At 39.9% G+C, this 22,034-nt stretch carries 26 protein-coding genes and 1 pseudogene; 8 read left to right on the top strand and 19 right to left on the bottom strand.

The window, feature by feature from the left end:
* Positions 1 to 39: 39 nt before the first annotated feature.
* Positions 40 to 998: pseudogene (locus tag ASG93_RS12685) on the bottom strand (DUF6094 domain-containing protein).
* Between the two features lie 413 nt (positions 999 to 1,411).
* On the opposite strand from ASG93_RS12685, the gene ASG93_RS12675 reads away from it, so the two are divergent.
* The gene (locus ASG93_RS12675; RefSeq protein ID WP_268796019.1) at positions 1,412 to 1,678 is read left to right on the top strand and encodes a 3'-5' exonuclease; all 267 of its coding nucleotides are present in this window, start codon (positions 1,412 to 1,414) and stop codon (positions 1,676 to 1,678) included.
* Positions 1,679 to 1,775: 97 nt separating this feature from the next.
* Positions 1,776 to 2,837 carry a restriction endonuclease gene (locus ASG93_RS12670; protein WP_056832418.1) on the top strand — a complete coding sequence of 354 codons (1,062 nt, stop codon included), beginning with the start codon at positions 1,776 to 1,778 and terminating at the stop codon, positions 2,835 to 2,837.
* Between the two features lie 567 nt (positions 2,838 to 3,404).
* Here ASG93_RS12670 and ASG93_RS12660 read toward each other — a convergent pair.
* Entirely contained in the window at positions 3,405 to 4,325 is a 921-nt protein-coding gene (locus ASG93_RS12660; protein ID WP_056832412.1) for a hypothetical protein, read from the bottom strand.
* 109 nt (positions 4,326 to 4,434) lie between these two features.
* Between ASG93_RS12660 and ASG93_RS35055 the strand changes: the two genes are divergently transcribed.
* The 3 genes from ASG93_RS35055 (at position 4,435) to ASG93_RS12650 (ending at position 6,041) form a co-directional block, all read left to right on the top strand.
* Positions 4,435 to 4,608 (top strand): hypothetical protein, encoded by a 174-nt coding sequence (locus ASG93_RS35055; protein WP_156410884.1) that lies wholly within the window; start codon positions 4,435 to 4,437, stop codon positions 4,606 to 4,608.
* Between the two features lie 235 nt (positions 4,609 to 4,843).
* Positions 4,844 to 5,122 (top strand): hypothetical protein, encoded by a 279-nt coding sequence (locus ASG93_RS12655; RefSeq protein ID WP_056832410.1) that lies wholly within the window; start codon positions 4,844 to 4,846, stop codon positions 5,120 to 5,122.
* 58 nt (positions 5,123 to 5,180) lie between these two features.
* Complete coding sequence (locus tag ASG93_RS12650) at positions 5,181 to 6,041, top strand: hypothetical protein (protein WP_056832408.1); 861 nt, start codon at positions 5,181 to 5,183, stop codon at positions 6,039 to 6,041.
* A 145-nt stretch (positions 6,042 to 6,186) separates the two neighbouring features.
* Here ASG93_RS12650 and ASG93_RS12645 read toward each other — a convergent pair whose 3' ends face one another.
* The 3 genes from ASG93_RS12645 to ASG93_RS12635 form a co-directional block, all read right to left on the bottom strand.
* The gene (locus tag ASG93_RS12645; protein ID WP_056832406.1) at positions 6,187 to 6,405 is read right to left on the bottom strand and encodes a hypothetical protein; all 219 of its coding nucleotides are present in this window, start codon (positions 6,403 to 6,405) and stop codon (positions 6,187 to 6,189) included.
* Between the two features lie 5 nt (positions 6,406 to 6,410).
* Positions 6,411 to 6,785: a hypothetical protein gene (locus tag ASG93_RS12640; protein ID WP_056832403.1), complete on the bottom strand. Its 375-nt coding sequence runs from the start codon at positions 6,783 to 6,785 to the stop codon at positions 6,411 to 6,413.
* 268 nt (positions 6,786 to 7,053) lie between these two features.
* Positions 7,054 to 7,890, bottom strand: a complete 837-nt coding sequence (locus ASG93_RS12635) for a class I SAM-dependent methyltransferase (RefSeq protein ID WP_056832401.1) — start codon at positions 7,888 to 7,890, stop codon at positions 7,054 to 7,056.
* A gap of 304 nt (positions 7,891 to 8,194) precedes the next feature.
* On the opposite strand from ASG93_RS12635, the gene ASG93_RS12630 reads away from it, so the two are divergent.
* Positions 8,195 to 9,199, top strand: a complete 1,005-nt coding sequence (locus ASG93_RS12630; RefSeq protein ID WP_056832399.1) for an aminoglycoside phosphotransferase family protein — start codon at positions 8,195 to 8,197, stop codon at positions 9,197 to 9,199.
* A 159-nt stretch (positions 9,200 to 9,358) separates the two neighbouring features.
* Here the strand turns inward: ASG93_RS12630 and ASG93_RS12625 are convergent, their stop codons facing one another.
* The 12 genes from ASG93_RS12625 to ASG93_RS12575 all read right to left on the bottom strand — a co-directional run bounded on the left by ASG93_RS12625 (position 9,359) and on the right by ASG93_RS12575 (position 17,669).
* Positions 9,359 to 9,958, bottom strand: coding sequence for a hypothetical protein (locus tag ASG93_RS12625; RefSeq protein WP_056832397.1), 600 nt, complete (start codon positions 9,956 to 9,958; stop codon positions 9,359 to 9,361).
* A gap of 236 nt (positions 9,959 to 10,194) precedes the next feature.
* Complete coding sequence (locus ASG93_RS34140) at positions 10,195 to 10,608, bottom strand: Imm7 family immunity protein (RefSeq protein WP_082614888.1); 414 nt, start codon at positions 10,606 to 10,608, stop codon at positions 10,195 to 10,197.
* 210 nt (positions 10,609 to 10,818) lie between these two features.
* Positions 10,819 to 10,986: a hypothetical protein gene (locus ASG93_RS35050; RefSeq protein ID WP_156410883.1), complete on the bottom strand. Its 168-nt coding sequence runs from the start codon at positions 10,984 to 10,986 to the stop codon at positions 10,819 to 10,821.
* Positions 10,987 to 11,165: 179 nt separating this feature from the next.
* Positions 11,166 to 12,155 carry a phosphotransferase enzyme family protein gene (locus ASG93_RS12615; RefSeq protein ID WP_056832395.1) on the bottom strand — a complete coding sequence of 330 codons (990 nt, stop codon included), beginning with the start codon at positions 12,153 to 12,155 and terminating at the stop codon, positions 11,166 to 11,168.
* 248 nt (positions 12,156 to 12,403) lie between these two features.
* A complete protein-coding gene (locus tag ASG93_RS12610; protein ID WP_056832393.1) occupies positions 12,404 to 13,057 on the bottom strand; it encodes a dienelactone hydrolase family protein in 654 nt (217 codons plus the stop codon).
* Positions 13,058 to 13,333: 276 nt separating this feature from the next.
* A partial coding sequence (locus ASG93_RS12605) for a DinB family protein (RefSeq protein ID WP_156410906.1) occupies positions 13,334 to 13,785 on the bottom strand: 452 nt, incomplete at its 3' end.
* A gap of 148 nt (positions 13,786 to 13,933) precedes the next feature.
* Positions 13,934 to 14,482: a VanZ family protein gene (locus tag ASG93_RS34135; protein ID WP_268796008.1), complete on the bottom strand. Its 549-nt coding sequence runs from the start codon at positions 14,480 to 14,482 to the stop codon at positions 13,934 to 13,936.
* A 217-nt stretch (positions 14,483 to 14,699) separates the two neighbouring features.
* Positions 14,700 to 15,023, bottom strand: a complete 324-nt coding sequence (locus ASG93_RS12595; protein WP_056832391.1) for a hypothetical protein — start codon at positions 15,021 to 15,023, stop codon at positions 14,700 to 14,702.
* A 67-nt stretch (positions 15,024 to 15,090) separates the two neighbouring features.
* Complete coding sequence (locus ASG93_RS12590) at positions 15,091 to 15,651, bottom strand: YdcF family protein (RefSeq protein ID WP_056832389.1); 561 nt, start codon at positions 15,649 to 15,651, stop codon at positions 15,091 to 15,093.
* A gap of 57 nt (positions 15,652 to 15,708) precedes the next feature.
* The gene (locus tag ASG93_RS12585) at positions 15,709 to 16,110 is read right to left on the bottom strand and encodes an NUDIX hydrolase (RefSeq protein ID WP_082614885.1); all 402 of its coding nucleotides are present in this window, start codon (positions 16,108 to 16,110) and stop codon (positions 15,709 to 15,711) included.
* Between the two features lie 590 nt (positions 16,111 to 16,700).
* The gene (locus ASG93_RS12580; RefSeq protein WP_056832387.1) at positions 16,701 to 16,955 is read right to left on the bottom strand and encodes a cold-shock protein; all 255 of its coding nucleotides are present in this window, start codon (positions 16,953 to 16,955) and stop codon (positions 16,701 to 16,703) included.
* Between the two features lie 147 nt (positions 16,956 to 17,102).
* Positions 17,103 to 17,669, bottom strand: coding sequence for a hypothetical protein (locus ASG93_RS12575; protein ID WP_056832384.1), 567 nt, complete (start codon positions 17,667 to 17,669; stop codon positions 17,103 to 17,105).
* A 260-nt stretch (positions 17,670 to 17,929) separates the two neighbouring features.
* Between ASG93_RS12575 and ASG93_RS12570 the strand changes: the two genes are divergently transcribed.
* Positions 17,930 to 18,436, top strand: a complete 507-nt coding sequence (locus ASG93_RS12570) for a DUF3997 domain-containing protein (protein ID WP_056832383.1) — start codon at positions 17,930 to 17,932, stop codon at positions 18,434 to 18,436.
* Between the two features lie 103 nt (positions 18,437 to 18,539).
* Here ASG93_RS12570 and ASG93_RS12565 read toward each other — a convergent pair whose 3' ends face one another.
* Positions 18,540 to 19,565, bottom strand: a complete 1,026-nt coding sequence (locus tag ASG93_RS12565) for an NAD-dependent epimerase/dehydratase family protein (protein WP_056832381.1) — start codon at positions 19,563 to 19,565, stop codon at positions 18,540 to 18,542.
* Positions 19,566 to 19,958: 393 nt separating this feature from the next.
* Between ASG93_RS12565 and ASG93_RS12560 the strand changes: the two genes are divergently transcribed.
* The gene (locus ASG93_RS12560) at positions 19,959 to 21,041 is read left to right on the top strand and encodes a phosphotransferase family protein (protein ID WP_056832379.1); all 1,083 of its coding nucleotides are present in this window, start codon (positions 19,959 to 19,961) and stop codon (positions 21,039 to 21,041) included.
* A gap of 141 nt (positions 21,042 to 21,182) precedes the next feature.
* On the opposite strand, the gene ASG93_RS12555 is transcribed toward ASG93_RS12560, so the two are convergent.
* Positions 21,183 to 21,791 (bottom strand): hypothetical protein, encoded by a 609-nt coding sequence (locus ASG93_RS12555; RefSeq protein WP_056832377.1) that lies wholly within the window; start codon positions 21,789 to 21,791, stop codon positions 21,183 to 21,185.
* Between the last annotated feature and the right edge of the window lie 243 nt (positions 21,792 to 22,034).

Here is a 22,034-nt window from a genome sequence, read left to right as displayed (position 1 = left end):
TTACCTCCAGCGTCGAGCTTATTTTGTTTTTTTGTTTTCCTAGCTTTGGATCGTTCGTATGTCTCCTACGGAGTTCACAGTCTTGAACGTAATTTTAAATACCTCTCGCTCCGTGATTACCGTCTCATTTCCATTCTTCTGTACATCCTCCACTATTGACTTCTTGACGATACCCTTTAAAACATGAAGTAAGTCACCCCTGCCAACCTTACCATTTAGCCTGCCTGAAGCCATTCTAAGCACTTTATGCATCGATTTGTCTGGGAGCAGTGGTTGTAACTTTTCAGAAGGCTGTTTGGGAGTAGACCATTCCATTCCTTTAAGGGTCAGTCCAGATAAGCGGGATACTTCACGAACCTGATCAACATCCATTCGACTAGACCGAAAGAATTTAGGCGACACATTGCCAGAGGGCACTTTATAGATCGGCGTTTCCAGTAAGGGAAGCCTTTCTAACGTACTACCTTCTTCCATGAGCGATAAAATTCGCCCGACTTCGTTCCGATCGATGAACTTGGCTGCCCGTTTCCGTCCGATGGTAAAAACTTGATGAAAAGTATCATCATGAGATTGAAATACCTGAACGTCATCGAGGTTAGCCACGAGCATGTTCACAATGTCTTTGGTCATTCGGCGTCGCGGTATGTTGTAGACTAAAATACCATCTACAGAAACATACTGCAGGAGATGACGCAAAAACCGCTTTTCCTTTCTCTCCACTTTAGAGTCCACTGTTTCAGAATCCGAGTCGTAAGGTGGATTTAGGTAACATAGTCTAAAAAATCTCGACTGATACGGGCTTCCTCATATCCCCCATATAACGCATTCGGCACCCGATCGCGAAGCTCTAAATACTTTTCTTCATTTGGCTCGATCCCGAAAGTCACCGCAGAGGATTCCATGGTCAGCACCTCTAACGCCCGCCCGCTTCCCGCGCAAAAATCTACAACAGAAAACGGAGTCGTTGGGAACTGCAGCAGACTTCGGATACAAAGCATATCCTGGTCCGTTGTCTCGAAATTCCCCATCCTAATTTTATTTCTCATCACCCTGTCAAACATGCCCTTCATGTTGAACGTCATCCGTATATCCTCCTATTTGGGTATAAAAAAAAGGGAGTCCGGCGCAATGTGCGCAGCTCCCTATTACCCTGATTATTTGTGCCTAAACGAAAAAAAGACAGACCTATAGAAGATAGTCCTGGCTCCAATGTTTAAGCTATACATAATTCCCTCATACGAGGGACCCGCTCTCTGCCGAATCGAATGATCAGCAAAGAAAAATTTGTTGTGAATCGGAATAGGTACATTATACCACGGAATACGTCGGCTTCGATACACGAAACCCTACTTTTTTAAAAGCTCTGTTAAAACTCGTTGTTGGTTCGCGCTAAGCGAACCGGCGTGACGTTATTTTAGAGAAATCGCCAGGCGTCAGTCTCATGTCGATGCTTAAATCGAAAGGACTGGAAGTCCAAACAGTTTACATCATTGGAGCATCGGAGAACATCGTGCCGTATTATACGGCTAAAAGCACAGAAGAGATTGCAGAGGAATGCCGGCTTATGTACGTTGCGGTGACCAGAGCCAAAAAAGAATTGCTTATCAGCTCACCTTCAACGATCCGCGGAAAGCGATCAACGGTTACCCCTTTCCTACGTTTTATACCTCTGAAGTGATTTGAAGTTATTTAGAAGGTTTAAAACTGGCACCAATCTTATGGGGACAGGATAAAAATTATAATGTTATAATTACCCCAATATGGGGGTGGTCTATTTGTATGTAGAATGTAAAAAGCATAATTCAAAGATGACTGAAAAAGTGGTTAATAATAAATTGGCATTTTATTGCTTATCATGCAAATCCGAGCGTAAGTTAACGGAAGCTACCGAACTATATCTAAGAAACGAAAAATACCTAGTTGAATGCAGGAATCTATCGTATAAAATGCGTCGTATTTTAAGACTAATACCTAACATACTTTTAGCTTGTTGGCGGCACTTATTTGCATTTGCTGGTAGTTTAATTGCATCTTGTTTTTGGGGATTCGTTATTCACCATATTTTGAATTCTTGGTTTCATGTAAGTTATCTAGTAACAGTTGGTCTTATCATCTGTTTCATGGCTCTAGTCGTATATGCTATTTTAAGTGATGAGTGGTCCAAAATAGACACACAAGTACCACTATATTCTTATCCAATGCCAACTTTAGAAGAGCAGGAAGCACATGTTGAAAGACAAGCTTTGCGAGACCAAGAATATGTTAAGTCTTTTAAAGAGGAACTATATCAACTTTATAAGGTGCACTCATCACAAATAAATGACCTTGACCAAATGACAGGTATTGAGTTTGAAACGTTCCTGAAAGATTTTTTCGAAAGAATGGGTTATAAAGTTAAACTTACCAAAGCATCGGGAGACAATGGTGTTGATTTGTTCATCTTTCGCAGCAGCTCTATAATAGCTGTTCAATGTAAACGTTATTCGGTCAATGTAGGGGTCACCGCCGTTCAAGAGGTATTCGCAGGCAAAGGTTTTTATAATTGTGACTTGGCTTGGGTAGTTACAAACTCTTATTTTACAAACCCGGCAAAAAAACTGGCTGAAAAATTGGGAGTAGTATTGTGGGACCGAAATGAACTTGTCGATAAACTTTCGCAGGTTCAAGAGAAGGATTCTTTTGATGATTTCTTAAAACAGTATTATGATATGAGCAATGTGAATCATGTCAGTATTCAGGATTTTAACAAAAACCTCCATAACAGAAAAGCTCTCTACCCCTCTGATAAGTCACACTATACTGGTTTGGTAAACGATGTAATTTCTCGATCAAAATAATTCCGGTATGAGAAACAGCAATTTAATCCAGTTTTTAGAAGTAGATTCAATGTGTGTAGGTGAATTGATTAAATATTAGCAAGGTGTGGTGTACATGAAGGGCGGATTATCGTTATTTGCAATAGGTAATTTTCTTGGGTCTCGGAGGAGCTATTGCACTGACTGGAGTATTAGGAATAGCACTAATGTTCTTTTCTCCAATTATTCTCAGTTTCATATTTTTGACTAAGCGCTATGGGAGTCGAAGACATGCTTTTGGAGTGTTGCTAGGCCAATGCATTTTGGGTGCGTTTGTACTAGGCATGCTCATCGGAAAATTGTCAGACGATGGGTTACTAATTGCTGAAGGGGTTTATGCTGGAGCGATGGTCGTATTTAACTTTGCAATGAGGAGCCCTGTTCCTTATTGGAAAAAGAAGTGGAAGGGTTATTCAGACTAGGGAATATTAAAACAACTAAGCCAGCGTCCTCAATCGGGACGCTGGCTTAGTTGTTTGCGGATTAATGAATGGCAGAATTGGACGTGCGGAGAGTGTTCGCCAATCCAGCTAAGAACTCTTGTTCTTTTTATGCAGCATCATCTTTTTGAAATGCAGATTCGATTACATCTGCGACCTGCCTATCAAAATCTTCGGGCAGGTAAATCCAGCTCTCTTTGTATTTTCGCCAATCCCTGCTTTCGTTTAAGCGGATGTCGCATAACGTATTCGTTTTCGTAGGATTTGTAACCGCAATTGATTTCCACGGGTTTGGTTGGGTATCGTCGACAACGAAAAAATCAATCCCGATTTTATCTCCCGCAGAATTTGTTTCGTATACGTGCCATTCACCACTGCAAACTTTATCATGCGTCAGAAGCATCAACTTCACGTATTGCTCCTTTTTTAAACCTTCGTACGCCATTTTAATACGCGCCAAAAGCACATTCATTACAGCTTCGTGAAGGAGGGTATCGTTAGCCAAAATGTCACTTCCTGAATATTTGCCGTTGAAGTATTGGATTAGGACGTCAATTCCTTTTTCACACTGCTGTTTTTCGAAGTATCGCGTGAAGTATTTGGCTTCGTCTTTGTTAAATTCCTCTCTCGTGATGTAGTTCCATCTAGAAGCGTCATTTTTAATCGCTTCTGTAAATGCTTCAAAAGACGGATTATCCAAGCGCGAATCAAACGGCAGCCAGACGTCGCCTAAGTTCGGAATTCTCTCCAATGTGTCTCTATATCCGTATTCGTCCTTCACGGCAAAGTGAGGCGCACGAACGCCTGTAGGCGTGGCTAAAAATAAATATTTATTGTCATTCTCGATGGAGTTGTAAAATTCGGTTTGTTTTTGGCTGCGTTCTCCGGTTTGGAAGGGTGCTAGCAAATGAATTTCAAAATCCGATTTATTTTTTTTATTTTTTTCTGCATTTGGGTGTTGAAAAAAATCTTTCAAACGCTTATATAGCGTCGTTGAAAGTTCATCGTAATTGTATGTTTGATTTGGCACTGTTCCACCTCCTTGAATCCCATTATCGGCAGAATGAAAAATCTTAAACATATAGTCATATGTAAGGGGCTCGGCGAATAGAATAGGGCAACATGAAAGGAGCCCTTCGTTGACACAACAGAGCCCGGTTACAAAGAAGTTCGAACTCGATATGAATCCCATTCGCGAAAGAATCAGACGCAGGTTGGAATGGAAAGAACAAAGATCATGGCAAAACATTGAAGTGCCTCAAAGCGAACAAAGAACAAGGCAAAACATTGAAGTGCCTCAAAGCGATATTTGAAACAAACAGGGGGTCGCTGAAAAGCGGCTTACTGTTTACATATCTTTTGTACAAGCATGCCCACAGGGTATAAACGCAAACGAAGAAATAAACCGCCTTTTTACCAAGGCGGTTTATTTATGGTCACATATCAACATCAAGGTATAACATAGCCTTTTTAAAAAACGATTTGGAGAAAATGACTTTGAGTTTTATAATGTGAATATAAAGAAATTTTTGGAAGGCGGGGGGCAGTATGAGTAAAAAAGAGGTACGCAGTTTAGACGAAGTTGAACAGGATATCATGGATCAGAGCATTCCAGACTCCGTAAAAAAGATAGAATGGATGAAAACCAGGCTCGGTCTAGAGACTAACGAACAATTAATATCAAAAGCCCTCACACTTCTTCACATGTCAATCGAACTAGAGGATCAAGGATATACCGTGGCTGCATATACAAAACCTGATTTTATGACTGAACTCGTTGAAGGGCGTCATGTTATTGAATTAGGTATATTACCGAAAAATCCATAAAATCATAACATCATTTAATGCTTCTCATCCAAGCTAACTGCTTGAAAGGAATGATTTTGTGTCGAATATTGATCCAAAGGGGTTTTTATTAACTTTAATTGCACTTCTCCGGAACGAAAATCAAGATAATATTGCAGATTTTCTAATTGCTTGTGACCTCGAATTTGAACAAACTAGAGATTTCACAAAAAAAACGGGCCAACGGAAGGAATATATTATCATCAGACATCCCCTTCGCTTAACTGCAGACCTGGAACCTTATAAAGATTTTCTCCATCGTATGGCAGTTCGAATTTATGATGAGACGGATGATTATGATCTCTACGGGGTCAAATTTAGAATTAAAGCGATTCCCTCTCTCCAATCTGATGAGGATGAACCTAAAGATGTTCAACACTATGCTAAAGGCCAAGTGTATGAGAATCTTCTTGATAAAATTCACAAGCTCACTTCAATTAATCCCATTGAGAAAATGTATGTCATTGAAGCGTGTGAGTGTGCCAAGCGTGATCTCCGACTCGCAGCGGCTACCATGCTTGGTTGTGCTGCCGAACATGTATTGATTCGCTTCACGGAAGCGTTTTATGTCTACATGGGGAATCACCAAGCTTCAGCTACGGAGTTGAGCACTTTTAAATCTAAAGTTCTAGGCGCATCCAAAATCTCTAACCGGTTGACTGAATTTTTAAAGTACATCCCTCAGCATAAAAATGCACTTGTATCGCTTGGATTGGAGAATCCTGAACGTAAGATTGATATGTACTTTGATCCCATTCGATTGATTCGAAACGATTCCGGACATCCGACAGGTAAGGTGATTTCACAGGAAGACTTGAATACCGAATTCAGCCATTTTCAGTTAATTATGAATTATGTTTATCCTTGTATTGAGGGATTGAGAGATCCATTTTTGGATTAACCACTCCCTTCTTGTAGCAGTTAGGGTGTAGTCGCATACCAAAGTATTCAAGCAAAAAAACAAGGTCAAAACCCATCATTGAGGTTTGACCTTGTTTTTTATTTCTTAGCTTTTGAACCGAAAAAGTAACCTAACACGAGCGTCACTATCGGCGTAGAATATGTGGCATATGTTTGACAAGCTCATTCTCTGAACCAACTCCGTTTGAGCCTTTCCCTTTTGGAGCAACCATTGATGGCGTTCTTCCATTCGCAGGTGAACTCTTTCTCCCAGGTTTAGACGGCTTCTCCGTAAGAGTAATATCGCTTACGGAACCAATCTCAACCTCCTCTAAATCAATACGTATTTCTCTTTTTTCTTTCATTCGTATTACCCCCTTAATTGAATATTTTTTACCTCCCTCGAGAAAAATTTGTTTCTTACAGCTTGAATTTCATAACCCATATCTTCAAGTTCCACGCAAATATTCATTAACGTGAGTGCTTTCGAAAAGAGTTGAGTCATGCCGGAAACATTGACCTTCTCGATTAGGTATGTAAATCTATCGAGATTCGGAAGGGCCTGTGGGCACCCTTCAATCTTCTTATCCTCGTAGACCTTCGTTAATTTCTTCCTCAAGTCAGTTACAAGCGGGTGGCTGCCAGGCAATGATTGAATCAGCTGCTGGAGCTCCTCTTTGGAGTAAGATAGACCAAATTCCAAAACCTCGTTTGTACCCGCTTTTGCGTTAGCCGCATTTGTCATGTTACATTCCCCCAACATTCTTGAATAAAGAGCGTGGACGACGCCCTTCCCCCCGTTTGACCCCTTTAAAAAAAAAAAAAAAAAAAGAAAAGTGTTGGGAGACAAATTGGTTTTGAAATGAAGAAAGCCAGCAAACACAAGGGTTTGCTGGCTTTTTCGTGAAAATTACAATGACAAATAAAGTTTTGAAATGGATTAGGGGCAAATTGTCTGAATTACAAATTAGTTTTGAAGTACTTCTGACAAATTAATAAAAACATATGCTCATTCAACTATCGTATCCGTTAGCGGAACGAGTCTCGCAAAATAAGAGTTCATTTTTCTTGCAGATGTATAAACCGTGGGAACTCATTCCCAAAATGCTTCTTTCCCTGCATGTTTGGAAGTGATAGCTTTTCCACGATTCAAACTCGGTTTCATCGAGTTTGTCGACATATTCATGGATGGTATGGCTGATACCGTCGGTGCCCACATGGTCAACATAGGACACGTCGAATTGATTCATGAATGCCTCTAATTCTTCTGGACTTGTAAAATAGGCATCCGTCCAAAAGCAATCCTCATCGCCTTCGAAAATAACACCTTCATTAATGACCTTATCAATCACACTTCTGCGGATAAACTTTTTGTCCCGCGTCGAAAGCATCGGAATGATGGAATATTTATTGATATATGCGACGGACAAATGACCGCCTTTTTTGAGAACCCTCAAAGATTCTCGAATGCAGTTCAACCTGTCCTCCACATTGGTAAGATGGTACATGGGACCAAGGCACATGACAAAATCAAAGCTTTCGGACTCGAATCGGCTCAAATCGGTCGCGTTGTCGACATACGCTTCCATCTTGATGCTGCGTTCGTCACACTTTTGTTTTACCGTTTCAATATGTTTCGGTGTGATGTCCACGGCTACTACGTCATGTTGACGCTCCGCATAGTAGAAAGAATAAACGCCAGTCCCAGCACCTAAGTCTAATATTTTTACCTGTTCTGGCATTACCGAGTTGAGGACTTGAGTTGTGGTTAGAAACTCGATTCTTCTTGAGCTCCTGGAAAAGCGGGAATCTTCATTAATCATCTCGTAATAATTGGTTACATTACTCATTAACATCCGCCACCTTTTGATAATAATATTTGGATATTGTATCCAATGGTAATGATAATTTCAATAATAAGATTTTACGTAATCATAATTTTAGAGTTTAACTATCCCGCCCGATAGTTGAGCAGCCACGCGACGCAGTAAAATTTGATGGATCAGTTCTATTGCTACAATCTTGTCACCATTAGAATTCAATCAATATTTCAGTTCAGTTCGATTTATAATTGTCCTTTACCTGCATTAACGATCGGTTCCATGCTAAAATACCGTTATTGATAGAAATATGGCGAGGAGGCAAGGTGTAGAGATGGAGATACGACTGGCAGAACGAATGATTGAGGAGTGGGCATCAGCGAACGCCGATACGATCGGCATAGATCTCAATAAGGTCCGTGCGTCATATATTTATAACCCCGGGGGTTTCGGAAACTTGTCTATCCGTTTGTCCGACGGTCGCAAGCGATTTCACGTTAAGCTGGCTCCACCAAACAAAGCCACGCGGCTGCAGCAGTGGGCGGGACTCAGCGTTTATCTTACCGAGCACTACACCGCGCCCAGGCTGGTCCATGTAATTGATCGCGAGATCGTGCCCGGGTATCCGTACGGTCTAGTTTTCGAATATATCGAAGATGCGACCCCACTTGTAGATGCGCGAAATACAGAGGCCGTGTTGACGGGTGTCTTGGAGACTATCGCGAAGCTCCATCGCGATAATCGACTTCGGGAAATGCTACCTAAGTCGGAGACACTCACTTATGCAGATGCATTTCAGGACAAATATATTACGCGGTTTACGGATGATCTCAACGGAATCCTCTGCTCGCGCGATCTGCTCAGAGATTTCGTATCGGATGAGACGTTTTCGTGGTTCGGGGAAGAGATCGAGAGGCTGAAGGTTACAGTCCGGCAGACACCTGCATTTCTTCTCCCCGCATGTGATGTTGTTCATAATGACCTGAACGGTAACAACGTACTAACGTACGGCTGGGACGACTTTCGAATTATCGACTGGGATGACATGTCCAACCAGGGCGATTCGGCAATGGACTACTCGGTACTGCTTTGGCCATTTACTCATGATCCAACATGGCCGGTATGGAGGGAGAAGGTGCTGGCAGTAGCTGGGACTCTAACCACCCAGCGGATGGAACTATATTTTCGGGCGAAGTTGCTCGACGATGTTATTGACGTGCTGGCCGATTATGTTGAAGCAGAGCAGGTGCCGGAGCACCGGGAGGAGGCCCAGCGTAAGGCAAGGGCCGTTCATCTTCACTCTTATCCGCAATATGTAGCCAAATATGGTGTTAAATAGAGTAACCGTACAGCGATTTCACTTGCCTGTTACTTAAGTAAAGGCTACCGATGCCGGTAGCCTTGTGCATGGTGCTAACGTTTCGCGTTAGCTTAAAGATCGGGCAATGATTCAATATGTGCCTCGACATCAAAAATAAATCCCTTATTGGCAATTTGCTTACTTTAAAAACCACTGCTTCATCTTTGTTACCATTTCGTTTGCGATAGATTTGTCACGATGATCTAGCCACCGATACAGCGGTTTTTCAATGAAGCCTAATAGTTCCTTTTTAGTATCTTCTAAAGCTTGGATTAACTCATCATACTTAAATTCAATAAAAAAAGCGTTCTCTTTTTTTGTCGTGCTCGGATCATCTGACCATACCTTAACAATACCGTTATTACTATACTCAATCCCTGGGTTAGGATCATGCCCCAACCAAGGACTAACTCTATTGATAATTGATTCATTAACGAGTACTAAGTCTTCTAAGCCGCAGCAGCAACTTGGATAAATGAATTTATCTTCATCTTCAAAAAAAGCAATTCCACCTAGAATTACAACCTCATCCTCATTAAATAGTTGCTTAAATGATTTCTCGAATGATTCCTTAACATCTATATTGTTATATCCAAATAAATGCACTAAGAACAATTCAACTTCTGTAGTTGAACTACTTTCAGTCAAAATAACGTGATCTTTACGAATAATATCATTGTCAATCCAAACTGGACAGTCATAATACGGTTCTCTTATCACAGCTTTGGTATAAGCCAAATCATCGACCCCCTAACTTGTTACAATATATCTAACAGTATTATTCATGCACTTTGCTAATACCAATGCGTGTCCTTCCATAACATTCACCATCATATGTACATTTCCTTTATTGGTAACTAATCTGCCCGTTACTTCAATGAAAATGGCAGCATATCATTTATATGTCTGCCGTCGTGGTTGTTTGATCTATCGTTCTGCAGTTGAAGGAATAACCTTATGTGAAAGTATTTTATTTAGTCATTCCTGCTTGGATCATATTCATCCTCAACGACTGGTATATATGGTGAAAGGTAGTTGTCTTTCTCTTGAGTTAATTTACCCCTTGCTAATTTCCAGACTATAAAATTGTTACTGTTATCATCTTCTCCTTTGAAATCCTCGTCATTATGAACATATAGCAATCCGTACGAACCAGGTAAATTTTCCGACACCCATTTATATATATCAAGAACATATTTTGAATAATGGTTATGTAATCCCGAAATGGTCCATGAGTGCAACCCGTTTCTTCTCCGTAAAGTAGAGATTTTTTCACCATCTACTTCTTCTAAATATTTCAAGAAATTATTATAAGCCTCATCTTCCAGTAATTCATTTGTATCATGGGTGTGATATCTTAAAACAATCCATCCATGAAACTCATACATATTACCACTCCTTATTTTCACTTGTATATGATAAATCACTTGGTAATATCACGATCTTATCAAATTGAAGATTCTTCTGCATTAATGAAATCTGCCAGTTACTTCAACGGACAACGGCAGCCGATCGTGTGGTCGACTGCCGTCATGTCGTGATTGTGCTATCGTATCTGTTAGTTAAATTAATGGATTCAAACCCAGAAGAGATCATTTTTAGTTTCTTTTAGGAAAAATCCATGTAATAACAATAGTTACAATTAACCATGACGATGCCCCAACAATACTAGCACCTATGTTTTTATTTAAATAATAGCTAACTAATGCCCAACTAACCCCACCAGCCAATCCTAATTTTACGGCTTTACGCATTCTGTGCTGCATTACATTCCACCTTTCAGTGTTAATCCCCGAATAAAGTCTCGTATCCCTCATACATTATATTCATTCGTTTGGTTTTTTCCTTTTCCTGCCGTGTTTCCACGTTAACCTGCCCGTTAGCGCAACGCTGCTTCCGATTCATGCCGGCAGCAGCGTTTCCCGTTGTCTGCCATTTTAGGTGTTCAAAACTCGTCGATCAACGAAATTCTTTTTGTAATCCGCATGCGACTATCTTGCAAAAAATCGCGTGTCCAATCGTCTGGTTGACTTAAATCCCAGCTCCGGTGCATACCGACGAATACGATAATTTCTCGTAATCTAAGGAAGAGCCCAAGCTGTTCCTTCCAGCCGTCAGGCATTTGACGGCCATCCTCTGTATAACCTTGTTCGAAATGTTTAATGAAAAGTTCGTACTGCAACTTCCGTTCGGACTTCGAATCTTCCCCGAATACATACAGCAAGTAATAGAGCTGGATGGCAATGTCTTCGGTATACCAACTGTACTGGCATTCGTCGAAGTCGAAGAGCGTTATTCCCCCTGATTCATCAACTGTGAAATTTCCTACATTGATATCCCCGTGAATTAAACCGAAATTATCAGCAGTTACAGGCAGGCTAGCCAAATGTGTTTTAAGTTCATCAAGAGCAAGAAGAATTGATTGCTGCTCTGACGGTATATATTTTTTGGCTCGTAAGAGGTATTCATTATTCTCCCACGTATGTCTTTTGGCCGTAGGTTTGTACTCCTTAGCAAGATCATGGAGACGGCCGGTCATGCGTCCGCATTGTTCATAAAGTATGGAATTACCCAGGCATTCTGGGTATCCAATTTTACGACCGGGTGCGTGTCTGAAGGAGGTCACGTAGAAATCAATCATATTTCCTTGGATTCGTTCGAAGTCCTTTCCATCAACCGAATATACCGAATCCGAGACCGACAAACCATTCTCAGAAAGATAACGAATCCATTCTATTTCAGCTGCAAGTCCGTCCCACGTGCGAAGAGTGCTCGGGGTAAAACGGAGAATATATTTCAAGTCATCGCGATTATAGGAATAAATAAAGTTTTGAAAGCCTCCAATGAAAGTCAACTCCTTTGGGCTGACGCCAAACCTCATAGCGCCTTCTACGGCATGTTCGTCCAGGAACATTGATTTTATTTTTGGGTCCATGAGTTCTCCTTGGTATTTGAGTCGTGATTGAACAATCGAATGAACTTTTCTAAAACTCCGGTTGTTACCTCAATTTAATAAAATAAATGCCTGGTGACATGTGAAAGCCTCACTTTCGGGAAATATTTATTCCATAACAATCATACTAATCCATATTTTTACAGTCAACGAAAATTGATTGAACCATTACGTTAACCTGCCCGTCCCTCAGCGAACAAAAAACGGATGCATTGGCATCCGCAGTTCCGCTATTTTTGTTCCAATAACCAAGTATAAAGTTCTTGGTTGCCAAGCGTTTTCCTCATGATGTCATGCCCCATATCTGGGTAAACAGTCAGCTTAACATCTCTTTGATGTGTCTTCACTGCGTTTATCATGTTCGTCATTTGCTCTAATGGGACAATATTATCTTTCGCTCCATGAAATGCCCATATTGCGGTGTTATTCAGAAGGGCTGCCTTTGATATTTGTCCGCCAGAACTCAGTGGTACAATTGCTGCAAATGTATTTGGATTATAGATAGCTAAATCCCAAACCCCATATCCCCCCATACTATATCCAATCGCATAAATACGATTTGAATCTACTCGATGATTAGAAGTAATTTCAGCTACCAGAGCGGCAAGACTGTCACGTTCCATATTCCAAAATGATTCGCTTGGACATTGGGGAACCGCTACAATGAATGGTAATGATAATTGTCCTTCTTTAGCAATTTCAAGCAATCCATAATTCGATAATTGGGTTACCTCTTCTCCCCTCATATCCATTCCATGTAAAAAAACAATAAATCCCCACTCACGTGTTTGGTCTTCGTAGTATTCTTCAGGAAATGAAAGAAGATAGTCCATCTGGACTTTTTTTGTTATTTCCACACTTAAGGTAGTTGCCTGGATTGTCATTTCAAAATTCCTCTCAGCGGTTTTCCTTTTACCAAAATGATTCTACGAACGTTTCATTTCCTTTTACTGCCCGTTACTTGAATGAACAAAAGAGGAACTGCCGCGTTGCAAGCCCCTTCACTATTTATGCTAGGTAATTTTTCTTAGTTTGTATCTACTTTCCAGCTCTTTTGTAGTTTCCGAATATAACAGATTTGACCAATGTGATATGCATTATGAGTTGACACATTTCCGAGTATCTCCCACCACTTGGCAGTCTCTGGGAAACCATTTACNTTCCGAATATAACAGATTTGACCAATGTGATATGCATTATGAGTTGACACATTTCCGAGTATCTCCCACCACTTGGCAGTCTCTGGGAAACCATTTACATCACTTTCGACTTTTTCTTCAGTAAGTAGATCTTGCCATTGTAAAAGCACCTCTAATAATCGTTCTTTTAAGTCAGTGAATTTTTGATCTTTCGGGATTATAAAACTTTTATTATTATTTCCTATGGAAGGCACAGCATTGACATGAGATTTTTGGTACCTGGTTTGCCAAGTTTCATTCCAATAAAGTAAATGCTGCACAATTTCAGCGATACTATTACTATCTTCACTAGGTTTCCAAAACGCAACTTCCTCTGACAAATTTTCAACTGCATCTGAAAATGGTAGGTACCAACTAGGGTCATTAGCATTTGCTAATAACTGATCGGATAAAATATCTTTTACATGAAACATACTTTCCACACTCCTTCTTAATGATATGCGGCGGAGCTAACGTNGGTCATTAGCATTTGCTAATAACTGATCGGATAAAATATCTTTTACATGAAACATACTTTCCACACTCCTTCTTAATGATATGCGGCGGAGCTAACGTATCCAGTTAGTTCAACGAGTTCATTTCTTTTCCGTTGTGTCTGTTTTGTAAGGATTGGATAAATCTACTTGATAACGCAATGAATAAATAACCAATAGTACCACCTAAAGTATTTAAGATGAGGTCGTCAATATCAAACTCGCGACCTCTTATAAAGCCTATGTATCCGAGTATAAGCTGGGAGCTTTCTATGATGAGGCTTACGATAAAGACTGCTAGAATAGACTTCGAAATTCGTTTAAGTTTGAATAATAACGGTAGATATACTCCAAGCGGTGTTAACATAATAAAATTATAAAACGATAACTTTACGGAATTCCAAAAAAACCAATCAAATCCATTGTTACTATAAATATTTATCCAGTCACTAATAAAATAAAATGGGATTAGTTGCATCAAAACTGATGCGGAATCATACTGAGGAGGAAATATAATACCCCCCGTTGTCACTTGAACTACAATTAGTAAGTAAAAAATAAAACTATAAAAAATTACTCTCCTAATAATGTTGTTGGTTTTATTTCTTATGAAATCAATAAGAACATACAGAATCAAGAATAATGACCCTATTGTGACAGCATTATAAATTGAATACAATCTTATTCACCTTGTTCCCACAAAATTATATGATGTGCAGATATATCCACTTATAAAAATACCATTTCCCCCTCATGATTCCAACATACTTTTGAACTATCCTGCCAGTTAGCGGATTGAAGGGCCGCCACGCGGCAGCCCTTCAAATGTTTAACTATCGTTTCCGTTAGTTTAATCAGCTCAAGTCAAATGTGGTCCATCCAACTTCAAGTATTTTCATTTGAAGATCCCTGAATTCTTTTTTTGCATTAAAATTAGTAAATTCGATCTTAGTAAAAGGCTTTGTAAAGAATATAAAACAACATGGTTTTGCACAGATATCCCGTTCTCCGACACATTTACTCTTTGTACGATAAGCTTGAACTTCATCATCCGTCCAATTATTTTTCCTCTTATTATACATAACCCAATTTTCATTACACTCTCTAAAATCGACGAAAGTTTCCTTATCTAAATTAAAGAAGGTAAAACCCTCTGATGTTACCTCACCGATCCTCAAAAATGACTCACCTCACTTAAATACATCCTATGTACTGTGCAACTTTCGTTCAGCGGCGTTAGCGTAACTAGCCATTTGATCCGATTTGGAATATAGCGGGCCTGAAATATTTCCCTACCTTCTCAAGCTCATTCATTACGTATCTTATTCTATCTTCATCTAGAAACCAGTTATCCTTGGAAGTACCAGTCTTGTCAATCACTGGACTTACATAAAAAATTGTCTCTCTTGGAAAAATAATTTGATATGTTAAAAGTGCTCTACGTGCGTGGTAGTTTTTACAAACCAGCACTACTTTTTTAGGGTTTAACCCTTTATCTTGTAATACTTTTAAAGAGAATCGTGCATTTTCAAAGGTATTAGTTGCTTTATCTTCTTGAAGTATTGCTTGTGGAGGAACGCCTAACGACACCCCTACATTTCGCAAAAACTCCCATTCAGTTGTTTCAACATGTGGGGTGACACCACCAGAAGGCAGGATCAACGGAGCATTACCTTGTTGATATAACATTGCGGCTCTTTCCATTAACTGAGGATGGCTTGCACCTGGAATTAAAATTACATCTGAATGACCCAACTCGGTTTCGAAAAACATAAAATCGCTAATACAGTCAAATGGAAAAGACATATAAAAATCTCCCTTCTAACCATACGGGACAGATTAATTCATTTTTGTCTGAAGTTTTCAAAAAGCACGACTTATTACTTGACCATGATACTCCAATGCTTCTAAAGCCCTTATTCGTTGAACCTCGCTTAATGAAGAAATATCCGCCCATTTAAATTCAGAATGTTCGGAACTAAGTTTTATTTCCGCAGCCTCTGGTATGGAACAGCGAAATATTCCAACTTGTGCATTAATACTACTATGATAATAAAATCCCGTTAATACAGCATTCTTAACTTCTATCCCAAGTTCTTCACAACATTCTCGAAATACCGCTTGATGAATAGTTTCACCAGCGTCTACACCACCACCTGGTAAACTCCATCCCTTATTTCCATAAGTTCGCTTTAACAGAAGTATTTGACCTTCGGAATTTGTTATTATAGCATGAACACCAAATCCAAACGTAACAAAACCCACTAATATCCTCTCCATTTCAAATCTCAGAGCCATCGTCAACTTCAGTTTCAGTGTTTTTTAATACCACATATTGTAAGTATCCTGCCCGTTAGTTTAACGCTGCTGTTTTGTAACTCCGATTTTTTTACAACATGTTTGAAGGTTGGCTGAAGTGAATGAGATAATGATAATAGGTGCTGCAGCACACTTAATCAAGACTCTGATCCATCTGTGGTTTCTTGCCAAGATTCGGAATCCTACAATGTAGGTAGTTTTGTGTCACAATACTACAATGTAGGCACTTTTGTGCATTTTTTGCTGACACAAATCTCCCTACATAAAAAAATAAAAGCTTGATTTCTCAAGCTTTTTCAAATTGGTTTATGTAGGCACTTTTGTGTCATTGGACAGCAGCTTAGATTTACAATTTACTATTTTCCTATTTTCTTGCACTTTTCCGTGTGGGAATTATTGTAAGTATCCTGCCCGTTACTTCAATAGACAAAGGCAGCCGATCGTGTGCCGGCTGCCTTCATATCGTAATTGAACTATCGTTTCCGTTAATGATGAATTCCGAAAGCCCATACATTAATGAAGTACGTCACGATACCTTAATCCTCTAAAATTTGCACATTCTTAGCTGTCATTCGCTGTGAATCCGCTATGCTCGGGAATTCGAATAGGTCGAATGCAACTTTTTGACCCTCTTTAAGAAACCGAAAGCCGTTCGGTAACCTAATAGGGTCTGGTAGAATTTCGCTAAAGTGAACAAATACATGATTACCGTCCTGACCGTCTAACATTATCCGCCCGTAACCTTTCTCTTCTTTGAACCATTTGACAATACCCCATCGTCTTTCTCCCATTTAGGCACCTCCTCTTTCACATTATAAAGTATCACAGAGGTTGAGCTATCGTTTCCGATAGCTTAATAAAAGTCCGAATTCATGTCCCCCAAAAATGCTCTGAGTACCGAAGGTAGAATAACAAACTTATGGTGTTATACGAAGGACTTACTTCTTTTCATATTCGTACAAAACCATTCCTGAATACGTTAAATAAAATCCGTTTCTAATTTCCTTAAATTGATCTGAATTAATTCCGAAAGAAAAATCTGAATTTGGACCTTCTCCGATTTGACCAATATTAATAACCTTGTGATCTATATCATTAATAGTAAAATGATCAAATGATATATTATCTCTAAAAGCTCCATCTGAAGTAAAAATTTTATTACTAAGAAAATCCCCTTGTTTTAGAAACGGGCGATATTTCACATGAAAACTTAAATAAATGTCTTTTGCGAACTCTCCTCTGTTCCATATTTGTTGCAATTCGATTGTTGTATTATTCATGGTTATCATATTTAGATTTATATTTTTTGGCTTCGTTGTATCAAAAGGAATCCATTGTGGTTTAATAAAAATTTCAATTGGTACTGGATTTCTTATTTCCTTAACCAAATATTCTTTATTTCTAAATACATCGTAAGGATCAGAATTATATTGTTTAGCAAAATAAAATATAGATGAAAAAATGATTATAATAAAAAACAAAACAGCGATTAACTTAAATTTCATTGATTTACCACTCCTTCGATATGCATATATATTCGAGGAGTGTAAATTTTATCCTCTTTCTTCCAAATAAGGGTTTGCGTTAACCTGCCCGTGACATGAGAAAAGGCAACCAATCCACTGGACTGGCTGCCTTTTCACATTGTTATTAAGCTATCGTTTCCGTTAGCACAATCACCTCAGCCATTAACTGCATCTCATACAGTCCCTGAATTTACCTGTATCTTAATTTTCAATCCTAAGATATTTTGGATAGTAAATCCATGCTCAAGGGGGTACTTACCATCCGATTTCGTAAAGTGATACATACACTTCTTTTACTCGCGTTATCCTTATTGTTAATGACAGGATGTGCTCCATTTGGGTTTGGACCCGGTTTGGCTGATTATTCGTATCATCTTTCGGGAGATTATGAATTGAACCGTTTATCTGCGAATGATATCAAAGTCATGGTGAAAACGGATTCTAACGTTCCAGGTTACATGATTCCATCTAAGGTCGTTAAAATTGCATGGAACGATACGTACATTATCGCAGAACAACAAGGATTTAAGCGACAATTTCCGAACGATCCCAATGACAACCATCAAGTACTGGATAACGTTTTTTATTATTGGATCTTGGATGCCCCACAAAAGAAAGCCTATGGACCCTTTGATGAAGCAACTTTTGAACTGAAGAAGAAAGCATTCCAGATCCCGGATTCCATGGTACTGAAAGATGTCAATTCCTATCCGAAAGACCCAGGAACTCGAGTGGTTACTTATTAGTCATTGAATAGAGACAGTTTATCCAACTTCACTGCCCGTTAGTGAAGCGAAGGGCTACCATGCGTGGTAGCCCTTCAAATGTTGAACTATCAGTTTCCGTTAGTTAAATCGCCCATCCTAATTCACGTAAAATCTCATCTTCTTTTGTATAATTAAAAGCCTCTTGTGGTTGATTATCAAGTTCCCATTCAATGGTCATCTCTAATCCATCGGTAAATGAAATCGGTTCTACGAAGCCTAGTTCCTCGCGAATGAGGTTGGAACTAACAACTAATTGTTGTTCCATATTGAACGGGACAGTCATTTCTTCAGGGAGACTTCCTTTTGGAGTAAGGATTATTTGTCCGTCCCATTTTAAGGTCCTTCCAATATGTGTAACGTAGTCTAGCATTGAACAGGGTTGTGATCCACCAATATTATAAATACGTCCCGTTGACCGTTCATTTGTGATAGCTAATGCGATGGCATTGGCTACATTTTCTACATAACCATGAGTCCAACACCATCTAGAAAAATCTTCATCCATCAAGATGAATGGTCGATTATCCCTGATATGTTTCAGATTGAGGTATTTAAATAGTCTATGTTGTGGGTCATTAGGTCCGTAAACCGCTGGTAGACGTAGAATGGTACCCTTTAAGTTTTGGTTATTCATTACAATATTTTCAACTAGTATTTTGTCGTATTTATTACACCAATCATTCGGGTCTTTATAAGGGTCTTGATAAGGATATCGGTTTAATCGTAAAGCTGAATTCTCTGTAATTGGTGTAGGTTCTAATGACCCGTTATCTGCTTTTCTCACTATTCCGTATGCCCTATAAACATCTTGACTACTAATTGTGATTAATCTATCAGTTATTCCCTTAAAAGTGTTTACAACGATTTGAGTATCATCTTCAGTAGACGCAATCATGTCAACAACAATATCTGGCGATAATTTCTTGAAGTCATGCTTAAACTGTTCCAATTGCATTTTTTCTCCATAGATGTGTTGTACATTTGGTGGTAAATTACATTTTGTCTGACCGCGATGGAATAAGGTAATATTATGGTGACCCAATTCATTAAGCTGTTTGATTACGTTTGGACCTATAAATGTTGTTCCACCAATAATTAAAATCTTCATATTTTGCTCACCATCCTTCCCATTTTTTACAAACTTATTATAACTCATATGTGTGAGACAACGTATTAAATTAAACAAATCTGCCCGTTACTTCAACAGGCTGCCGATTATACTAAGTATACTGGCAGCCTGTTTTTATTGTTTTTCGTTAATTTCAATATCAACAAGTGAAATCTATATACGACTTAAGTTTTGCTACTCAGCGGTATAGTTAACTATATCTGGAGTTCATCAGGAATATATCATGTGAGGGAAAACATAAAATTAGCCATTCGAGAAATACAGAAAACCGTATCGTAAATGAACGATCAGGAGTAAATTACTGCTGCGCCTTTGCGCGTGCTCGCCATGTGACTTGAATGATTGAGGTTTTAATTTATGGGAGGTCTTCTTATGAATAGAAGTAAAATGATTAGGCATCCATACGAACTGTCGCGAGCACGGTTGACGGAGATTCTCCGAAGGACAGGCGCGCTGACTGCAGGGGAAGTGGCCGGTCTTGAAGTTTTTCCGGCGCGGAGCGACAACTCAAGGGTTTACCGGATACGGATCTCTTATTCAGAAGAGGCAGAAGGCGTGCTTCCGCAGAGCCTTTTCCTCAAATTGTGCGATTCAGCACAATTCGCCGCCGCTTCCGAACCGGCTTACTATTCCCGTGACTACATCACCCTGCAGAATGCGCCCCTGCTCAGATGCTTCGATGCAGGGCATGACACGGCAAAAAAAAGCTACCACCTGCTGCTGGAGGATGTCACAGATACCCACAAACCGAGCTGGGAAGCTCCCCCAACCCCGCAGTACGGTAGAGCCCTCGCGGAAGCAGTTGCCAAACTGCATGCCCATCACTGGGTAACGAACGAACAAGGGGCAGAAAGACCGGGAAGACGGCCTGTTCCGGAGATGGAGGAAATTGAGCGCTATCTTTCAGCGATCCGCCCTGGGCTTGCCCCTTTGCTTAAGGCATGCAGACAGGATATTCCCGACCTTTGGACTGAAGCGTTGCCGCTGATTATGGAGAAGCATCCGGAGCGGATGATAGAGAGAACCCGATCACACGAAGGTTTCACGCTCATTCACGGAGATTTGAATCCTGGCAATATCCTGATTTGTCAGAACGGCCTCGTACCCATGTTTTTGATTGACCGACAGCCGTTTGTCTGGTCGCTGACCTGCTGGCTGGGCGTAAGCGATCTGGCTTACGCTATGATTCATTGGTGGGACACTGAGAGCCGACGGGCGCTTGAGTTTCAGATTTTACAGCAGTATCTTGATGTGCTACGCAGCAATGGAGTGAACAACTATTCATGGGAGCAGCTTTGTCTAGATTACAGGCTGTGCGTAGTGCAGAGCCTCTATGTTGCTGTAGAATGGTGTGCCGACCCATCGCAGATAGAACCGATGAGATGGGTATGGTACCCTCAGCTTCAAAAAGCGATGACCGCCTTCTTCGATCTAAAGGTCAGTGAGCTGTTGTAAAGCGCATCACGAGTACAGTGAGGCACGGCGATGAATTCACGATCCAGGTAGCACGTTGAATCAGTTTATAAGGACAACGAATGGTTCCGTGTATGCTGGCAGTCTTTTATTGGATTCAACTATCGTTTCTCGTTAGCGTAATCATTCAAATGATATCTCTTTATCCAAAATTATCTCTTTAGGCGGAGACTCCATTGGATGAGCATGTGGAATCAATCTGAATTTTAACTTCTCGATACTATCGGGCAGACGCGGCATAACCATAAAACTCAGTTGCGTATGTCCACCGCCACCATGAGCACCATTTTTACGTACGATGTATTCTCGTTCTCCATTTACATCTAAAAGTAATTTCGGGCGAATGTGGCCGACATTCTCATTATCATTTGATTTGTTAATTTCAATAAACACAATGCTACCGTTCTCATGCTGCATTGAATGTGTTACTTCATATTCAAAACCATCAATATCGGACTTTTTCATGATGGGCAGGACATTAAGTAATTTGCCAGGTCCGTTGGGTAAAGTGGGTGGGTTACTCTCTGCAAGACTGTGAATGAGTCCATTAATATGGGGAATATCCATATCAAACTCAACTGCCCATGCACTCACAATTTCATTTGGTGGAAAGAATCTTTTGCCATTCGAGATGCCTTTACGCTCAATAAGTAATCTTATGATCTTTTCATCAATGGCCTTAATCACATCATTGTATTCGTTAGGAACAAATTTCAACTCACTCCAAGCCATGGTGGGCCTCCTTAATACCTTTAGTTATCATTATATCTAATTCCCAAGATTGTACTAAATAATGGTACTTTCCCCCGGTCATTGGAGCTAACCTGCCCGTTACTTTAATGAAAACAGGGAGCAGCTGCCGCGGTAATCCGCTCCCTGTTTATTGTGCTATCGTTTCCCGTTAGATTCCTGTAGATGGATAAATTTCAGCTTTGTAAAAAACAAGCCCCCAGCACGATGGTGCATCGTTACGGG

Source organism: Paenibacillus sp. Soil787 (assembly GCF_001429545.1).
Taxonomy (GTDB): domain Bacteria; phylum Bacillota; class Bacilli; order Paenibacillales; family NBRC-103111; genus Paenibacillus_E.
Note: the sequence above shows the minus strand (reverse complement) of the source record. Positions and strands in the feature narration are given on the sequence as shown.